Origin of the sequence: Pseudomonas sp. IT-P12, assembly GCF_949767465.1 — a bacterium.
Lineage (GTDB): Bacteria > Pseudomonadota > Gammaproteobacteria > Pseudomonadales > Pseudomonadaceae > Aquipseudomonas.
Map to the genome: position 1 here is coordinate 442,681 of NZ_CATKPY010000011.1, position 17,179 is coordinate 459,859.

Annotated in this window: 15 protein-coding genes; 8 read left to right on the top strand and 7 right to left on the bottom strand. The window is 62.8% G+C overall.

Translation table 11 applies throughout. The features are described 5' to 3' along the window. Positions 1-56 precede the first annotated feature (56 nt). A complete protein-coding gene (locus ACM6IM_RS05220) occupies positions 57-1,295 on the bottom strand; it encodes an acyl-CoA dehydrogenase family protein (RefSeq protein ID WP_414864405.1) in 1,239 nt (412 codons plus the stop codon). A 334-nt stretch (positions 1,296-1,629) separates the two neighbouring features. Here ACM6IM_RS05220 and sfnG point away from each other — a divergent pair, with 334 nt between their 5' ends. After that, positions 1,630-2,721: a dimethylsulfone monooxygenase SfnG gene (sfnG, locus tag ACM6IM_RS05225; RefSeq protein ID WP_414864406.1), complete on the top strand. Its 1,092-nt coding sequence runs from the start codon at positions 1,630-1,632 to the stop codon at positions 2,719-2,721. 59 nt (positions 2,722-2,780) lie between these two features. On the opposite strand, the gene ACM6IM_RS05230 is transcribed toward sfnG, so the two are convergent. Next, the gene (locus ACM6IM_RS05230) at positions 2,781-3,257 is read right to left on the bottom strand and encodes a DUF1348 family protein (protein WP_192307916.1); all 477 of its coding nucleotides are present in this window, start codon (positions 3,255-3,257) and stop codon (positions 2,781-2,783) included. Positions 3,258-3,313: 56 nt separating this feature from the next. After that, the gene (locus tag ACM6IM_RS05235) at positions 3,314-3,877 is read right to left on the bottom strand and encodes a TetR/AcrR family transcriptional regulator (RefSeq protein ID WP_192307917.1); all 564 of its coding nucleotides are present in this window, start codon (positions 3,875-3,877) and stop codon (positions 3,314-3,316) included. Positions 3,878-4,046: 169 nt separating this feature from the next. Between ACM6IM_RS05235 and pssA the strand changes: the two genes are divergently transcribed. Continuing rightward, positions 4,047-5,390: a CDP-diacylglycerol--serine O-phosphatidyltransferase gene (pssA, locus tag ACM6IM_RS05240; protein ID WP_414864407.1), complete on the top strand. Its 1,344-nt coding sequence runs from the start codon at positions 4,047-4,049 to the stop codon at positions 5,388-5,390. Between the two features lie 115 nt (positions 5,391-5,505). Here the strand turns inward: pssA and efeO (ACM6IM_RS05245) are convergent, their stop codons facing one another. From efeO (ACM6IM_RS05245) to efeU, 4 genes are all read right to left on the bottom strand, one after another. Continuing rightward, complete coding sequence (gene efeO, locus ACM6IM_RS05245) at positions 5,506-6,330, bottom strand: iron uptake system protein EfeO (protein ID WP_414864408.1); 825 nt, start codon at positions 6,328-6,330, stop codon at positions 5,506-5,508. A 35-nt stretch (positions 6,331-6,365) separates the two neighbouring features. Then, the gene (gene efeB, locus ACM6IM_RS05250) at positions 6,366-7,664 is read right to left on the bottom strand and encodes an iron uptake transporter deferrochelatase/peroxidase subunit (RefSeq protein ID WP_414864409.1); all 1,299 of its coding nucleotides are present in this window, start codon (positions 7,662-7,664) and stop codon (positions 6,366-6,368) included. A gap of 15 nt (positions 7,665-7,679) precedes the next feature. Continuing rightward, positions 7,680-8,879: an iron uptake system protein EfeO gene (gene efeO, locus ACM6IM_RS05255; RefSeq protein ID WP_414864410.1), complete on the bottom strand. Its 1,200-nt coding sequence runs from the start codon at positions 8,877-8,879 to the stop codon at positions 7,680-7,682. A gap of 111 nt (positions 8,880-8,990) precedes the next feature. Continuing rightward, positions 8,991-9,848 (bottom strand): iron uptake transporter permease EfeU, encoded by an 858-nt coding sequence (efeU, locus tag ACM6IM_RS05260; protein WP_414864411.1) that lies wholly within the window; start codon positions 9,846-9,848, stop codon positions 8,991-8,993. Positions 9,849-10,106: 258 nt separating this feature from the next. On the opposite strand from efeU, the gene ACM6IM_RS05265 reads away from it, so the two are divergent. The 6 genes from ACM6IM_RS05265 to ACM6IM_RS05290 all read left to right on the top strand — a co-directional run bounded on the left by ACM6IM_RS05265 (position 10,107) and on the right by ACM6IM_RS05290 (position 17,025). Beyond that, positions 10,107-11,123: an AraC family transcriptional regulator gene (locus ACM6IM_RS05265; protein WP_414864412.1), complete on the top strand. Its 1,017-nt coding sequence runs from the start codon at positions 10,107-10,109 to the stop codon at positions 11,121-11,123. Positions 11,124-11,327: 204 nt separating this feature from the next. Then, complete coding sequence (locus ACM6IM_RS05270; protein ID WP_414864413.1) at positions 11,328-12,992, top strand: AMP-binding protein; 1,665 nt, start codon at positions 11,328-11,330, stop codon at positions 12,990-12,992. 16 nt (positions 12,993-13,008) lie between these two features. Then, positions 13,009-13,770 (top strand): SDR family NAD(P)-dependent oxidoreductase, encoded by a 762-nt coding sequence (locus ACM6IM_RS05275; RefSeq protein WP_414864414.1) that lies wholly within the window; start codon positions 13,009-13,011, stop codon positions 13,768-13,770. An 11-nt stretch (positions 13,771-13,781) separates the two neighbouring features. Continuing rightward, positions 13,782-14,975 carry an acetyl-CoA C-acyltransferase gene (locus tag ACM6IM_RS05280; RefSeq protein ID WP_201192691.1) on the top strand — a complete coding sequence of 398 codons (1,194 nt, stop codon included), beginning with the start codon at positions 13,782-13,784 and terminating at the stop codon, positions 14,973-14,975. A gap of 135 nt (positions 14,976-15,110) precedes the next feature. Next, entirely contained in the window at positions 15,111-16,238 is a 1,128-nt protein-coding gene (locus ACM6IM_RS05285) for an acyl-CoA dehydrogenase (RefSeq protein ID WP_192307928.1), read from the top strand. A gap of 13 nt (positions 16,239-16,251) precedes the next feature. Further along, positions 16,252-17,025: an enoyl-CoA hydratase gene (locus ACM6IM_RS05290; protein ID WP_414864415.1), complete on the top strand. Its 774-nt coding sequence runs from the start codon at positions 16,252-16,254 to the stop codon at positions 17,023-17,025. Positions 17,026-17,179 lie beyond the last annotated feature (154 nt).

The following is a 17,179-nucleotide window of genomic DNA, read 5'->3' on the forward strand; positions in this document are numbered from 1 at the left end:
TGCCTCCACCCTGTGGGAGCGAGCCTGCTCGCGATTGCTGACGGCCGGGCGCTACATCATTTCGAGGCCGGTCCATTGCCGATCTGCCAGACAAACGGCGGCTCAGTGCCGTTGATGGCCCAATCCCCGACAATCCGCGCCTTGTAGATCACCGGATTATGTGAAGACACGGTCCGGGCATTGCGCCAGTGCCGGTCCAGGGATTTGCCTTCGCGAATGTCCGACGCCCCGAGCGCGTTGAACAGCTCGCTGGTGGCCCGTTGGATCAGCTCCGACACCACCACTTGCGCCGTCGCCGACTGGATTTCGGCGTCGGCATTGGCCGCGCGTTCCAGCGCTTCATCGCCGCTGAACCGCGCCAGGTACGCCCGCTGCGCAGGTTGCGCGGCCTTCAATGCGCTGGCCTCGGCGGCGTACACCAGCGCCGCCACTTCGCCCACCACTTGCTGGATCTGTGGATCTTCACTGACGCGCGGGGCGTTGCCGTGGCTGTAGATGCGTTTGCGTTCGCGCACCTGATGCGCCACATCGCGCAACGCGGCGCGACCGATCCCGGCGAGGGTGGCGAGGAGCACCAATTGATAGAACGCTGTCTGGTATTTGAAGCGCGTGGCAAAGTCGATGATGTTTTCGGCGTCGACGTCGGCCTCGATGAACCGTGAGGTGCCGCTGCCCGTTGTGCGTTGGCCGAAACCGTCCCAGTCGTCGCTCTGCACGATCCCCGGTTGCTGGGTGCGCACTGCGGCGATCACATCGCCCCCGGTGTCGCTGCGCTGGGCGTAGACATCGATCCAGTCGGAAAACAGGCTGCCGGTGCTGTAGAACTTCTCGCCGTTGAGCCGCCAGCCGTCGGCATGGGGCGAGACCTTGGTGATCACTTCGCCAATGGTCACATTGCCGATTTCGGTCCAGGCGCAACCGACGATGTCACCGTCGACGAAGCGCTTGAACCACAGGTCACGCGCCGGGCCCGGCGTGGCATTCAAACGGTCCTCGGCGAACGCGAAATGCCCGCGCAGGGCTTGCGGCACATTGGAGTCGGCTTCGGCCAGTTCGATCAGCAACTCGAACAACTGCGGCAACGACGCACCGCCACCGCCGTATTCCACGGGCACCCGCACGGCGCCGAACCCGGCGTGCTTGAGCCATTGGATCGGCTCATGGGGCAGGCTGCGCGACTGTTCGCGCTCCACCGCCCCGGCGGCAATGCGCTGGAAGATCGGGCGAAAGCGCGCGGCCAGCGTCTCATAGTCGACGCCAACGGACAGCGGGTTGATTACCTGGTGTTCGGTCATGGGGACAGCTCCTTGGATCGGCAGTGGATGCCAGGGAGGATTGCAGGGTCCATGCCGGGTAGGGGCACCCCGGGTTTGTTCGTCCATTTGGCGCTCCAGCTCCTGCGAACTGTTGCTGCACCAACAGCAAAATCACAAATTGCCCTGGCAGACAGGGTCCGGTTGTGGGCGCGAGACTGCTCGCGATAGCGACGGATCAGTTTCTATTTCGTGGACTGACACTCCGTTATCGCGGGCAGGCTCGCTCCCACAGGGTTTCGCTGGATTCAAGAGGAGCACTGGCACGCTTGCTGCTCTCACCCCAATACATCCCTAACGTCCCGAGGACACGCCAATGAGTCAGCAAGCCGTCAAATTTGCCTACTGGGTGCCGAACGTCAGCGGTGGGCTGGTGGTCAGCAAGATCGAGCAACGCACCCACTGGGGCATCGACTACAACCGCAAACTGGCGCAACTGGCCGAGGCGGCCGGTTTCGAGTACGCCCTGACACAGATTCGCTTCACCGCCGGCTACGGTGCCGAGTATCAGCATGAGTCGGTGGCGTTCAGCCACGCGCTGCTGGGCGCCACCAGCCGATTGAAAGTGATCGCGGCGATCCTGCCCGGCCCCTGGCAACCGGCGTTGGCGGCCAAACAGCTGGCGACCATCGATCAACTGACCAATGGCCGCATTGCGGTGAACATCGTCAGCGGCTGGTTCAAGGGGGAATTCCAGGCCATCGGCGAGCATTGGCTGGAGCACGACGAACGTTATCGCCGCTCCGAAGAGTTCATCCGCTCGCTCAAGGGCGTCTGGAGCCAGGACAACTTCACCTTTCGGGGGGATTTCTACCGCTTCGACAACTACACGCTCAAGCCCAAGCCACTGGGCCAGCCGGAGATCTTCCAGGGCGGCAGTTCCCGCGCTGCGCGGGACATGGCGGCGCGGGTGTCGGACTGGTACTTCACCAACGGCAACACCCCGGAGGGCATCAAGGCGCAGGTCGACGATATCCGCAGCAAGGCCGCAGCGAACCATCATTCGGTGAAGATCGGGGTCAACGCCTTTGTCATCGCCCGCGATACCGAGGAAGAGGCACGCGCCGTGCTCGCGCAGATCATCGACCAGGCCGACCCGGAAGCGGTGAATGCCTTTGGCGATGCCGCGAAGCAGGCGGGCAGGGCGTCACCGGAAGGCGAGGGCAACTGGGCCAAATCGACCTTCGAGGACCTGGTGCAGTACAACGACGGCTTCAAGACCAACCTGATCGGCACACCCAGGCAGATTGCCGAACGGATCGTGGCGTTGAAGGCGGTGGGGGTGGACCTGGTATTGGCGGGGTTCCTGCACTTCCAGGAGGAAGTGGAGTATTTCGGCAAGCGGGTGCTGCCGTTGGTGCGGGAGCTGGAGGCGCAGGCCGCCGTGGAAACAGCGGCCGTCGCCTGACAAACCGTAAAGCGATTGTGGGAGCGAACAGGCTCGCTCCCACATTCGTTGCCCGGTGTTTACAGACCCAGGTCGGACAGGCTCGGATGATCATCCGGCCGGCGACCCAACGGCCAGTGGAATTTACGCTCGCTTTCCTTGATCGGCATGTCGTTGATGCAGGCGAAACGGTGAGCCATCAGACCGTTCTCGTCGAACTCCCAGTTTTCGTTGCCGTAGGAGCGGAACCAGTTACCTGAATCGTCGCGCCATTCATAGGCGTAACGCACGGCGATACGGTTATCGGTGAACGCCCAGAGCTCCTTGATCAGGCGGTAGTCCAGCTCCTTGGCCCATTTGCGGGTGAGGAACGCTTTGGCTTCTTCGCGGCTATGGGCAAATTCGGCGCGGTTGCGCCATTGGGTGTCGAGGGTATAGGCCAGTGACACGCGCGCCGGGTCGCGGGAGTTCCAGCCGTCTTCGGCCAGGCGAACTTTCTCGATGGCCGATTCACGGGTAAAAGGCGGCAATGGCGGACGAACTTCAGCGTTAGACATGTCAAATCTCCCAAAAAGATTAAAGTTCAAGCAAGTTGTCGGGCTTGGTAAAAGTGTTACAGGTCCAATAACTTTCGCGCCATGCATTGCGCATTATCGGCCGCACTGTGATCACCCATGACAAGCGCCACGGTAATGGCACCGTCGATCAGGATCAGCAGCTGTCGGGCCAGCGTCTCCGGATCGTTCGCACCATGTTCGGTACAGAGCTCGAGCACGTAGTCGAGCAGCTTTTGTTTGTGTTCCCTGGCCACCAGGCGAACCGGGTCTTGCGGGTCGCCGGTCTCCCCGCTGGTGTTGATGAACGCACAGCCACGGAAGCCTTCGGAGGCGAACCAGGTGCCGAGCACGGTAAACAGGTTGAGCAGGCGATCGGCCGGGGTGGGGGCCTGATCGACAGCGCTTCGGTACCAGTGCATCCAGCGCTCATCGCGGCGTTGCAGGGCGGCAACCACCAACTCCTCCTTGTTGGCGAAGTAGCGGTAGATGCTTTTTCTGGAGACGCCGGCGGTTTTCACCAGAAGATCCATGCCAGTGGCGGCGATCCCACTTTTGTAGATCAACTTTTCGGTGACATCCAGAATGATGTCGCGTGTGTCGTTGCGAGTGATTTCGTTCATGGGGCATAGAGTAGAACGATCGTTCTCCTTGGTCAAATTTTATTTTCGCCTGACATGAAATGGCCTCGCCAACAGGCTCGCAACCACCGTGTGATCGGTGTGAAGAAGACCCGAGCCTCTCCATGGTGTAAGCTCTGCGACTCTCTGGATTCGACCCCTTGCGAGCCCTATGCCGTCGCTTTTCAAACGCTCCCTGCTGCCCAAACTGCGCAGTTTTCCGCTGTCCGCCGAGACGGTGACGTTCCTCAGTGGTGCTGCAGAATTCCGTCGATGCCTGTTGGACAAAATCGGCGCCGCGACCCAACGCATCTACATCGTCGCGCTGTACCTGCAACAGGACGAAGCCGGCCAGGAAATCCTCGATGCCCTGCACGCCGCCAAGCTGGCGCGTCCGGAACTGGACGTGGTGGTGGTCGTCGACTGGCTGCGCGCCCAGCGTGGCCTGATTGGCGCCGGCAAGCAGCCGGGCAATGCGGCGTGGTACCAGGAAATGACGCGGACCCACGAAAGCGTGGTCCCGGTGTACGGCGTGCCGGTGCAGACCCGCGAGCTGTTCGGGGTGCTCCATCTGAAAGGGTTCGTGATCGATGACTGCGTGATCTATAGCGGCGCGAGCCTGAATAACGTGTACCTGCACAAGTTCGACAAGTACCGTTACGACCGCTATCACCTGCTGCACAACCGTGCGCTGGCTGATTCGATGCAGCACCTGGTGCAGCACGGCCTGGTGGCCTCCAAAGCGGTGCATCGCCTGGATTTGCCGAACCTGCCCACCACCCGCAGCCTGCGCAACGACATCGGTGACTTGCGCAGTCGTCTCAAGCACGCGGCGTACGACACCACGTCGGGCTCCACGGACAAGGGCGGCTTGTCGGTCAGCCCGTTGCTTGGCGTGGGCAAGAACAATCCGTTGAGCCGGGTGATCTGCGAGTTGATCGCCAGCGCCCAGCATCAACTGACGATCTGCACGCCCTACTTCAACCTGCCACTGGCCGTGACCCGGGAAATCAACCGGGCGCTGGCGCGGGGCGTGAAAATCGACATCGTGGTCGGCGACAAGACCGCCAACGACTTCTACATTCCGCCCAGCGAGCCCTTCAAGGTGATCTCGGCGTTACCGTACCTGTACGAGATCAGCCTGCGGCGTTTCGCCAAGCGTCATCATCGCAGCGTCGACAGCGGCCAGTTGAACCTGCATTTGTGGAAAGACGGCGATAACACCTATCACCTGAAGGGCATGTGGGTCGATCAGCGCTACACCTTGCTGACCGGTAACAACCTCAACCCGCGTGCGTTCCGCCTCGACCTGGAAAACGCCTTGCTGATCGATGACCCGAAAGGGGAATTGCTGGCGCCGCGTCGTCAGGAGCTGGCGCAGATTTTCCAGCACACCACACGGATCGAGCGCTACCAGGCGCTGGAAACCCTGCCGGACTACCCGACCGGTGTGGCGAAGTTTCTCAAGCGGGTGAGTCGGGTACGGATCGAGCGCTTGCTGTACCGCATTTTGTAGACGTCAAATCTACTGCAGGAGCGAGCTTGCTCGCGAAGGAGGCCTGGACACCGCGGGCATTCAAACAGCCAACGTCGTCGTTGACGACCATCGCGAGCCGGCTCGCTCCTGCAACTCAGTTCAGACCGAGTTTCCCCCGCAGCGTCGACAGGTCCTCGGCCAGGGTGTTCACCGGCCCGACCAGCGCCTTGCGATCGCTTTCCTTGACCTTGTCATAGGTTTCGAAACCACCGCCCTGGGTCTTGTACTTGGCCAGGGTCTTGTTCACCGTGGCGAAATTCTTGTCGACCTTGGCGATGAATGCCGCGTCCTGCTTCTCGATCTGCGGGCGGAACAGGTCGACGATTTTCTTCGCGCCATCGATGTTGCCCTGGAAGTCATACAGGTCGGTGTGGCTGTAGCGATCTTCCTCGCCTGAGATCTTGGTCGCCGCCACTTCTTCCAGCAGCGCTGCCGCGCCACCCACCACTTTTTCAGGCGGGAAGGTCAAACCGGCCACGCGGGTTTGCAGGTCCTGGACGTCTTTGTTCAAACCGTCGGCCAAATCGCCCAGGCCCTTGGTGCTTTTCTCGGAGAACAGCGAGTACTCGATGCGGTGGAAGCCGGTGAAGTCTGCGGCCTTGACGCCTTGTTCGTGGTCGTCGACACGCGAGTCGATGGACGCGTCGAGGTCACTGAACAGTTCGGCGATCGGTTCGATCGACTCGTAGTACACCCGGGTCGGCGCGTAAAGTTTCTGTGCGGTGGCGAGGTCGCCTTTTTTTACCGCGTCGGTGAACTGTCGGGTGTGGCTGGCCAGTTCGTCCAACTGCTCGGTGACGTAGATCTTGTAGTCCGAAATCGGCCCCACCAGTTCCAGCGGCGCGGTCGCCGCGAAAGCCGAAAAAGGGGTGTTGAGCAAACCGAGGGTCAGCAATAAAGCGAGTGGCGACTTTTTCATGGGGCGGCTCCGTAGGGGGTTGTGCACAGTGCGGTTCAGACGGTTTTTGTCGGTTGTGTGGCTTGAAGCAGCGAGCGGCCAATGAAGTCCTGGTCGCCCGTGACACCCGGCAGGGTGAAGAAATACCCACCGCCGACCGGCTTGAGGTATTCCTCCAGCGGCTCGCCGTTGAGTCGGGTTTGCACGGTGATGAAGCCTTTCTCCAGGTCGGCCTGGTAGCAGATGAACAACAGGCCCATGTCCAGCTGCCCATTCTTGTTCACGCCATTGGAGTAGTTGAATGGCCGGCGCAGGATCAGGTTGGCCTGGCTGGCAGCGGTGCGCGGGTTGGCCAGGCGGATGTGCGCATCGAGCTTTGTGAGTTTGCCTTCGGGATCCCTGGCGTAGTCCGGCACTTCGGTTTCATGGGCGCCACCCATGGGCGCGCCGGTGCTTTTGACGCGTCCGAGAATGCTTTCCTGTTCCTGCAACGGGGTGCGGTCCCAGCGTTCGACGAAATTGCGGATGATCCGCACCGCCTGATAGCTGCCATGGGCGGCCCAGGCCGGCTCATCGCTGCCCGGCTGCACCCAGACAATGCGCTCCATGGTCTTGCCGTCGTTGGAGTCCGGGTTGGCCGAGCCGTCGCGAAAACCGAGGAAGTTGCGCGCACTCTGGGCCGGCACCCCGGGTTTGGCGGGGGCTTGCGGCGGCACGCTGCCTTCCTGTTTCCAGCGCACCAGCAACAGGTCCGGCAGGTTTTTCACAATGTCGCGCAGGGCATGGATGTTGGTGTCAGCGGTGTTGGCGCAAAACTGCAGGCTCAGGTCGCCGTGGCAGCAGTCGGCCTCCAGCGCATCGTTGGGAAAACCGACCATGCGGCTCAGCCGTTTCGGCTTGGCAGCGGCCAGCCCGAAGCGCTCATCGAACAGCGAATCGCCCACGGACACGGTGATGGTCAGGTTGTCCGGCGTGACCACCGGGCCGAGGATCCCTGAATCCACCGGCGGCAGTTTCGGGTCGACCTGGGCCACCGGGCCACCCTTCATCAGGAAGGCGATGCGTTCGTCGAGCGTGCGAAACAGTCGCTCCAGATCGTCGCGGTCGCTGGCCAGCACGTCGAATGACACCAGCATGCCCGACGCCGGACGCGGCGTGACGATGCCGCTCTGATGCAGGCCGTGGAAATCGTGGCGGTCTTCGGTCCTGTCGCTGCTGGGCGCTTCGGTGACTTGCGCGGGGCTGGCGGCCATGGCCGGGCAGCTCAGTGCCGAACCGGCAAGGGCAACGCCGGCGGCGCCCATGCCCATCAATACGCGACGCCGCTGGAGGTTGAATGGCTCTGATTCGTTCATCTGCAAGGTCTTCTGTTACAGGCCGGAGAGGCCAAGGGCGGGATCGATGGCATCGAGTGCGTGGGCCAATGCCTTGGCCTTGTCGGCGATCTGTTGGCGCTGCTCGGCGCTGACACTGTCGTAGCGGGCGTAACCTTCCTCGACCTTGAACCGATTGAGTTCGGCATCGAGGCCGGCCAGCGCGTTGTCCAGGGTTGGCAGCAGGTCGGCGGCGGATTTGTCCAGCAACGGGCGTAGCAGGTCGAGCACTTTGCGGGCGGCGTCGAGGTTGCCGGCGAAACCGTTGAGATCGCTGTGGCTGTAGCGTTCCTCTTCGCCGCTGGTGGCACGCACGTCGCCCAGGTTGTCGAGGTTGCGCACCACGATGCTGACCAATTGTTCCGGGGGCAGCGACTGGGCCAGCAGTTGTTGCTTGAGCGTGGTGACGTCGGCCAGCAGTTGCTGGGATGCCGGGGTCAGGCCGTCGAGGCTGCGTTGCTGGAACAGCGCGAATTCCAGGCGATGGAAGCCACGAAAACCCGGGTCCTGCTCGCGTTGTTCGAAGTAATCGGCGCGCGCGTTGATCCGGTTGTCGAGTTCAGCCAGCCGTTGTGCGGCCGGGGCCAGGCGCTGATAGGCTGCGCGGGCCGGAATGTACAGCGCCTGCGCCTGCCCCAGGTCGCCCGCCGCAATGGCTTGTTCCAGCGCGGTGACCGCCTTGATCAGGGCGCTGCCCTGGCTGCTCAGGTACACGCGGAACTCCGACAACGGCCCGACGAAGGCGACCATGGACGGCTTGGCCCTGGCAGCCGCCTCGGATGCGGCAGTGGGCGTCACATGCAAAGTGCCGCGCGGGTTGCTGAGCAAACCGCAGGTGATCGCGTAATCTCCGGGCAACAGGTTGGCGTTGATCACCTGGCTGAGTCCGGGGGCGATGTTTTCCCGTTCCTCGACCACCAGCACGCCGTCGAGGATCTCCCATTCAACGGCCCGGTCCGAACGGTTGACGATGCGGAAACTGGCGCGTCCGGCCGGGACGGTCAGGGCATTCGGCTCGCAGCTGTGCGGGTGTATGGTCACTTGCACTTCGTCAGGGTGGGCCTGACGCTTGGCCGCCGCCATCTTCGAGGCGTAGTAGAACAGGCCGCCGGCGGCGATCATCAGGATCACCGAGCCGGCCACCGCCCAGCGCAACGCGCGGGGAGGGGAAGTATGAGGTGGAGTTTGACTTGGCATGGAGGCCCTTGTTGACTGAAAGAAAAAATCTGAACTCGACACCGCCCCACGTGTGGGAGCGAGCCTGCTCGCGATGAGCGCAAGACACCGCACGGCATCAGGCGACCGGCGTCAGCGTTGACGCCCATCGCGAGCAGGCTCGGTCCCACAGGGTTTTGTGGCGGTCGCAGCGGCGGGGAGGAAAAACATCACCAGCGCCACCACCAGATAAATCAGATAGGCACCCAGGGTGCTGACCGTCGGTGCTTCCTGGTAACCGAACATGCCGGCCAGCACCGAACCCAGGGCGCTGTCCATGGGCAGGGCGGTGCTGAAGTCGAAGAGCACGGTTTGCAGGTGATTCCAGATCCCGGCCTCATGCAGGGCCTGCACCGAGTTGGCAAGAATGCCGGCGGCCACCACGAGGATGAACAGACCGGTCCAGCGAAAGAACGCCGCGAGGTTCAGGCGCATGCTGCCGCTGTAGATCAGGAAGCCGACGATGATTGCCAGGATCAGGCCGAGCAGGGCACCGATCGGCGCACCCGGGCCTTCGCTCTGTTGAAAGACGGCCAGCAGGAAAAATACGGTTTCCAGGCCTTCACGGGCGACAGCGAAGAACACCATGGCGATCAGTGCGGTCACCTGGTGCCGCGACCCGGCCAGCGCATGATCGAGGGAAACGTGCAGCGAATGCTTGATCGAACGTGCCACCTTGCGCATCCAGAACACCATGGAACTGAGGATGCCGACCGCCACCAGACCGACCACGCCTTCGAACAGCTCTTGCTGCTTCTGCGGGAATTCGGCACTGACCAGCTCCAGGCCACCCCCCACCAGCAGCGCGAGCGCGGCGGCGAGGAACACGCCGATCCACACGGCCGGCATCCATTGGCCACGCCCGGTTTGTTTGAGGTAACTGGCAATGATGCCGACGATCAACGCGGCTTCGATGCCCTCGCGCAACATGATCAGAAAGGGAACGAGCATTCAGCACCGTGGGCGATTTAGATAGGGTGCTAAGTTGTAACATAATGACACTCATTCCCAAATGGCAATCATTGACATTTACCTGAACCTAAGCTGAACAACCCTGAATATTGTCCTGCAGCGAAAACGAATCTGTGGGAGCGAGCCTGCTCGCGATAGGCAATCGCGAGCAGGCTCGCTGCCACTGTCAGTCGGCGGCGGGCTCACGGCTGCGGTAAGATGCGAGCACTCAAAAAACAACAGGGCCCACCTCACTCAATGTCGGAAAAAGACACCATTTCCATGCAACTGGTGCGTGAAGCACTGCTGCAAAGTTGCGCGCCGGGGGCGGCCACCCATGAGGTGTTGACCAAGGTCGGCATCGATCCCGCACAGTTGGAGTCCCCCGACGCCCGTGTACCGGCCACGGCCTATGCACGGCTGTGGCGTTTGTTGGCCCGCAGGCGCGACGATGAGTTTTTTGGCATGGACCCGCGCAAGCTCAAATCCGGGAGCCTGGCGTTCCTGTGCCGCTGCTCGATGGTCCAGCCCAGTCTTGCGGCCGGCCTGACGTCGGCGTTGACTTTTTTGTCGCTGATGCTCGAACACCTGCCGGCGCAACTGGTCCGCCAGCAAAGCCTGGCGGAGATCGTTCTGTTGGAGGACGAACAGGACCCACGACGCGCCTTCACCTATTTCACTTACTGGATGATCGTGCACGGTGTCGCGTGCTGGTTGGCGGGCCGGCGCATTCCCATCCTGGCCATCGAGCTGCGTTGTGCCGAGCCGGACTTTTGCGGCGATTACCAGGTGATGTTCTCGGAAAACCTGCGTTTCGACCGGCCACGCACGCGGATGATTTTCTCCGCCGATTGCCTGGACCTGCCGATCAAGCGCAGCACCGAAGAACTCAAACGCTTCCTGGCCCAGGCACCGGCCAACATTCTGGTCAAATACCGCGACCCGCAAAGCCTCGCCAGCCGGATCAAGCAGGACCTGCGGCAGTTGCCGGCCGAGCGATGGCCGGAGACCGAAGCGCTGGCCCAGAAGTTGTGCATGTCGGCCTCGACCCTGCGCCGGCGTCTGGCGGAAGAAGGGCAGACCTACCAGGGCCTCAAGGACAGTGTGCGCAAGGAACTGGCGATCAGCTGGCTGGCGGAGCCGGCAATCAGTTTCAGCGAGATCGCCACGCGCCTGGGTTTTGCCGATGCGAGCTCGTTCTACAAGGCCTTTCGCAAGTGGTCGGGATCAAACCCAGGGCACTACCGCAGCCTGATCCTCAACGAGGCGCACTGATCCGGAGCCCGCATTGATGCGGCGGGCGCTTTCGCGGGCTTGCCCCGCGAAGAGGCCGATTCAGGCTCCGCAGCAGCTGAATCTTGGCCAAACCAGTCATCCAGTTTGATGGCTTTGGCCATTGCCCCGTACCCGCTGCGGAGCGAGTATTCCTGCGTTGTTTACGGTTCCCCAACCTAATAAGAACACCGAGGGATTCTGGCAATGCGCGATTACTTGTCTGCCGTCACACAGTTCAACTATCAGCACACCGTGGACGCCGCGCTCAGCGGCTCGCTCGAGGCGCTCAATGCCTGCGTCGAATGTTGCGACCGTCACGCCTTGCCCGGGCGCATCGCTTTGTTCTGGGAAGGCCGCGACGGCACCAGCGCGACGTACACCTTCAGCGACCTGCAAGACCAGGCTGCGCGTTTCGCCAATTTCCTTCTCGCCCAGGGCGTGCAGAAGGGCGACAAGGTCGCCGGCCTGCTGCCACGCAACATAGAATTATTGATCACCGTGTTCGCCACCTGGCGTATCGGTGCGGTGTATCAGCCGCTGTTTACTGCGTTTGGCCCCAAAGCCATCGAGCACCGCCTGGGCAGCTCTGGCGCCAGGGTGGTGGTCACCGACGCGGTCAACCGGGCAAAACTGGCCGAGGTCGCCGATTGCCCGACCATCGTCAGCGTCGGCGGCCCGAAAGGCCAGGGCATTGTGCGTGGCGATTTCAGCTTCTGGGCCGAACTGGCCAACTATTCCCCCGAGTGCGAACCGGTGCTGCTGACCGGCGAAGACCCCTTCCTGCTGATGTTCACCTCGGGCACCACCGGGCCGTCGAAAGCGCTGTCGGTGCCACTCAAGGCCATCGTCGCTTTCCAGGCTTACACCCGTGACGCCGTCGACCTGCGCCCGGAAGACGCGTTCTGGAACGTCGCCGATCCGGGCTGGGCCTATGGCATCTATTTCGGCGTCACCGGGCCGATGGCGATGGGGCACCCGATCACCTTCTACGATGGCCCGTTCACCCTGGAAAGCACCTGCCGGGTGATCAACAAATACGGGATCACCAACCTCACCGGTTCGCCCACCGCCTACCGCCTGTTGATTGCCGGCGGCAACGCGTTCGCCCAATCGATCAAGGGCAAGCTGCGCATCGTCAGCAGCGCCGGCGAGCCGTTGAACCCGGAAGTGATCCGCTGGTTCGCCGACAACCTCGGCGTGGTGATCCACGACCACTACGGTCAGACCGAACTGGGCATGGTCCTGTGCAACCACCACGGCCTAGACCACCCGATCCACCTCGGCGCCGCCGGTTTTGCCTCGCCCGGCCACCGCATCGTGGTGCTGGACGATGAATACCGGGAATTGGGTGTCGGCCAGCCCGGGATTCTGGCCATTGACCGTACCCAGTCGCCGATGTGCTGGTTCGCCGGCTACGAAGGTGCGCCGACCAAGGCCTTCGTCGGCAATTACTACTTGAGCGGCGATACCGTGGAGTGGAACCCGGACGGCAGCATCAGCTTCGTGGGGCGCAGCGACGACGTGATCACCACCTCGGGTTATCGCGTCGGTCCGTTCGACGTGGAAAGCGCGTTGATCGAGCACCCGGCCGTGGTGGAAGCGGCAGTGGTCGGCAAACCCGATCCGGAGCGCACCGAGCTGGTCAAGGCCTTCGTGGTGCTCAGCGCCCAGTACCGCGCCGCGCCCGAGCTGGCTGAAGAGCTGCGCCAGCACGTGCGCAAGCGCCTGGCCGCGCACGCTTACCCCCGTGAAATCGAATTTGTCAGCGAGTTGCCGAAAACCCCAAGCGGCAAATTGCAGCGCTTTATCTTGCGCAACCAGGAAATCGCCAAGGCTCAAGAGGCCGCGGCGAAGAACGTTTCAGCTTGAACCCAAGGAAACAATGATGCGGATCGAAAACAAGGTTTTTCTCGTCACTGGCGGCGCTTCCGGCCTCGGTGCGGCCACGGCGCAGATGCTGGTGGCCGCCGGCGCCAAGGTGATGCTGGTGGACATGAACGCCGAGGCCGTCGCGGCCCAGGCTGAAAGGCTCGGCGCGCAGAGCGTGGTGGCCGATATCAGCAACGAGGCCGCGGCCGAAGCTGCGGTGCAGGCCACGGTGAAGGCGTTTGGTGGCCTCAATGGCCTGGTCAACTGCGCCGGCATCGTGCGTGGCGAAAAGATCCTCGGCAAGAACGGCCCGCACACACTGGGCAGTTTCAGCCAGGTGATCAACGTCAACCTGATCGGCAGCTTCAACATGCTGCGCCTGGCCTCGGCGGCGATTGCCGAAACCGCCCCGGATGCCGATGGCGAGCGCGGAGTGATCATCAACACCGCTTCGGCGGCGGCTTACGACGGCCAGATCGGCCAGGCCGCGTACGCCGCTTCCAAAGGCGCGATTGTCAGCCTGACCTTGCCCGCCGCCCGTGAGCTGGCGCGTTTCGGCATTCGTGTGATGACCATCGCCCCGGGCATTTTCGAAACGCCGATGATGGCCGGCATGACCCAGCAGGTTCGCGATTCGCTGGCCGCTGGCGTGCCGTTCCCGCCACGCCTGGGCAAACCGGACGAATATGCCGCGCTGGTCCGGCATATCATTGAAAACAGCATGCTCAATGGCGAGGTGATCCGTCTCGACGGCGCCTTGCGCATGGCCGCCAAGTAAGAGGATTTGTCATGACTACTGCCAATGACCCGATTGTGATCGTCAGCGCTGTGCGCACCCCGATGGGCGGGTTCCAGGGTGAACTCAAGAGCCTGACCGCGCCGCAGCTGGGGGCCGCCGCGATACGGGCCGCCGTCGAGCGTGCCGGTGTTGCGCCGGACACCGTAGACGAGGTGCTGATGGGCTGCGTACTGCCGGCCGGACTCGGCCAGGCCCCGGCCCGTCAGGCGGCACTGGGCGCCGGGCTGGATAAATCGACCCGCTGCACCACCTTGAACAAAATGTGCGGCTCCGGCATGGAGGCCGCCATCCTGGCTCACGACATGCTGGTCGCCGGCAGCGCCGAGGTGGTGGTCGCCGGGGGTATGGAAAGCATGTCCAACGCGCCGTACCTGCTGGACCGCGCCCGCAGCGGTTATCGCATGGGCCACGGCCGGGTACTGGACTCGATGTTCCTCGACGGCCTCGAAGATGCCTACGACAAGGGCCGCCTGATGGGCACCTTTGCCGAGGACTGCGCCGAGACCCACGGTTTCAGCCGCCAGGCCCAGGACGAGTTCGCCATCGCCTCGACCACCCGCGCCCAGCTGGCGATCAAGGACGGCCGCTTCAAGGACGAAATCGTCCCGCTCAGCGTGACGGTCGGCAAGGAGCAGGTGCTGATCAGCAACGACGAGCAGCCACCCAAGGCCAGGCTGGACAAGATCACTTCGCTGAAACCGGCGTTCCGCGAGGGCGGTACAGTGACCGCAGCCAACTCCAGTTCGATTTCCGACGGCGCGGCGGCGCTGGTGCTGATGCGTCGATCCGAGGCCGACAAGCGTGGCCTCAAGCCGTTGGCGGTGATTCACGGACACGCGGCCTTTGCCGATACCCCAGGCCTGTTCCCCGTGGCACCGATTGGCGCGATCAAGAAGCTGATGAAGAAAACCGGCTGGTCGCTCACTGACGTGGACCTGGTGGAAGTCAACGAAGCCTTCGCCGTGGTCGGCATGGCGGCGATGACGCAGCTGGAGATTCCCCACGACAAACTCAACGTGCACGGCGGCGCCTGCGCCCTTGGGCATCCGATCGGTGCGTCCGGCGCGCGGATTCTCGTGACCTTGCTCTCGGCGCTGCGCCAGAAGGGCCTGAAGCGGGGCGTGGCGGCCATCTGCATCGGTGGCGGCGAAGCCACGGCGATGGCGGTGGAATGCCTGTCCTGAGGCACTCTCTTTTTCCCCTGTGGGAGCGGGCTTGCTCGCGAATGCAGTGTGTCATTCAACATTAATATCGCCTGACACTGCCCCTTCGCGAGCAAGCCCGCTCCCACAGTTTCGACTGTATAAAGGCTCAATTTTATGATCCCCAATGACGAACAATTGCAAATCAGCGACGCGGCCCGGCAGTTTGCCCAGGAGCGGCTGAAGCCGTTCGCCGCCGAGTGGGACCGCGAACACCGCTTTCCGAAAGAAGCCATTGGTGAGATGGCCGAACTGGGTTTTTTCGGCATGCTGGTGCCGGAACAATGGGGCGGGTGCGACACCGGTTACCTGGCCTACGCCATGGCGCTGGAAGAAATCGCCGCAGGCGACGGTGCTTGCTCGACCATCATGAGCGTGCACAACTCGGTGGGTTGCGTGCCGATCCTGCACTACGGCAACGATGAGCAGAAGGAGCGCTTGCTCAAGCCCCTGGCCAGCGGTTCGATGCTCGGTGCCTTCGCCTTGACCGAGCCCCAGGCCGGCTCCGATGCCAGCGGCCTGAAAACCCGGGCCAGGCTGGAAGGCGATCATTACGTGCTCAACGGCTGCAAACAATTCATCACCTCCGGGCAGAACGCCGGGGTGGTGATCGTGTTTGCGGTAACCGATCCGAGTGCCGGCAAGCGCGGGATCACCGCGTTGATCGTGCCCACCGATTCGCCGGGCTACAGTGTGGCCCGGGTCGAGGACAAACTCGGCCAACATGCCTCGGACACCTGCCAGATTCTTTTCGAAAACGTCAAGGTGCCGGTGGCCAACCGCCTGGGGGAGGAGGGCGAGGGCTACAAAATCGCCCTGGCCAACCTCGAGGGCGGCCGCGTCGGTATCGCTGCGCAATCGGTGGGCATGGCCCGCGCCGCGTTTGAAGCGGCCCGCGACTACGCCCGTGAGCGCGAGAGCTTCGGCAAACCGATCATCGAGCACCAGGCCGTTGCCTTCCGCCTGGCGGACATGGCGACCCAGATCGCCGTCGCCCGGCAGATGGTGCACTACGCGGCGGCGCTGCGTGACAGCGGCAAGCCGGCACTGGTCGAGGCCTCGATGGCCAAGCTGTTCGCCTCGGAAATGGCCGAAAAGGTCTGCTCGGCCGCGTTGCAAACCCTCGGCGGATACGGTTACCTGAACGACTTCCCGCTGGAGCGGATCTACCGCGACGTGCGGGTGTGTCAGATCTACGAAGGCACCAGCGACATTCAGCGCATGGTCATTTCGCGCAATCTTTAAGAAGGAGTCCATTGTGAGCTACGAAACGATTTTGCTGGAAACCCACGGCCGTGTCGGCCTGATCACCCTGAACCGTCCGCAGGCGCTCAATGCGTTGAACGCGCAGATCGTCAGTGAACTGAACCATGCCCTCGACGGCCTGGAGAAGGATTCCAACATCGGTTGCATCGTGCTGACCGGCTCGAAAAAAGCCTTCGCCGCCGGCGCCGACATCAAGGAAATGGCCGAGCTGACCTACCCGCAGATCTACCTCGACGACCTGTTCAGCGACAGCGACCGGGTGGCCAACCGGCGCAAGCCGATCATCGCGGCGGTCAACGGTTTTGCCCTGGGCGGCGGTTGCGAGCTGGCGCTGATGTGCGACTTCATCCTGGCCGGTGACAACGCCAGGTTCGGCCAGCCGGAGATCAACCTCGGTGTGCTGCCGGGCATGGGCGGCACCCAGCGCCTGACCCGCGCGGTGGGCAAGGCCAAGGCCATGGAAATGTGCCTGAGCGGGCGCCTGATCGATGCGGTGGAAGCGGAGCGCTGCGGGATTGTCGCGCGCATCGTGCCAAGCGATGAATTGCTGGAGGAAGCCTTGAAAGTCGCGGCGCTGATCGCCAAAAAATCGTTGCCGATTGCGATGATGGTCAAGGAAAGCGTGAATCGCGCCTTTGAAGTGAGTCTGTCGGAAGGGGTTCGCTTTGAGCGTCGAGTGTTCCATGCGGCCTTTGCCACGCAGGATCAGAAAGAGGGGATGGCGGCGTTCATTGCCAAGCGGGAAGCGGAGTTCGTCGGGAAGTAGGTAGCGCTTTCAGGCTCGCTCATACAAGTGTCCGCTTTACATCCAGACATCCCGTGTCATCGTTGACGACCATCGCGAGCAGGCTCGCTCCCACAGTAGATCTCCAGTGTTAAGAGATCCAGTGTGGGAGCGAGCCGGCTCCGGGCGGCGTTCC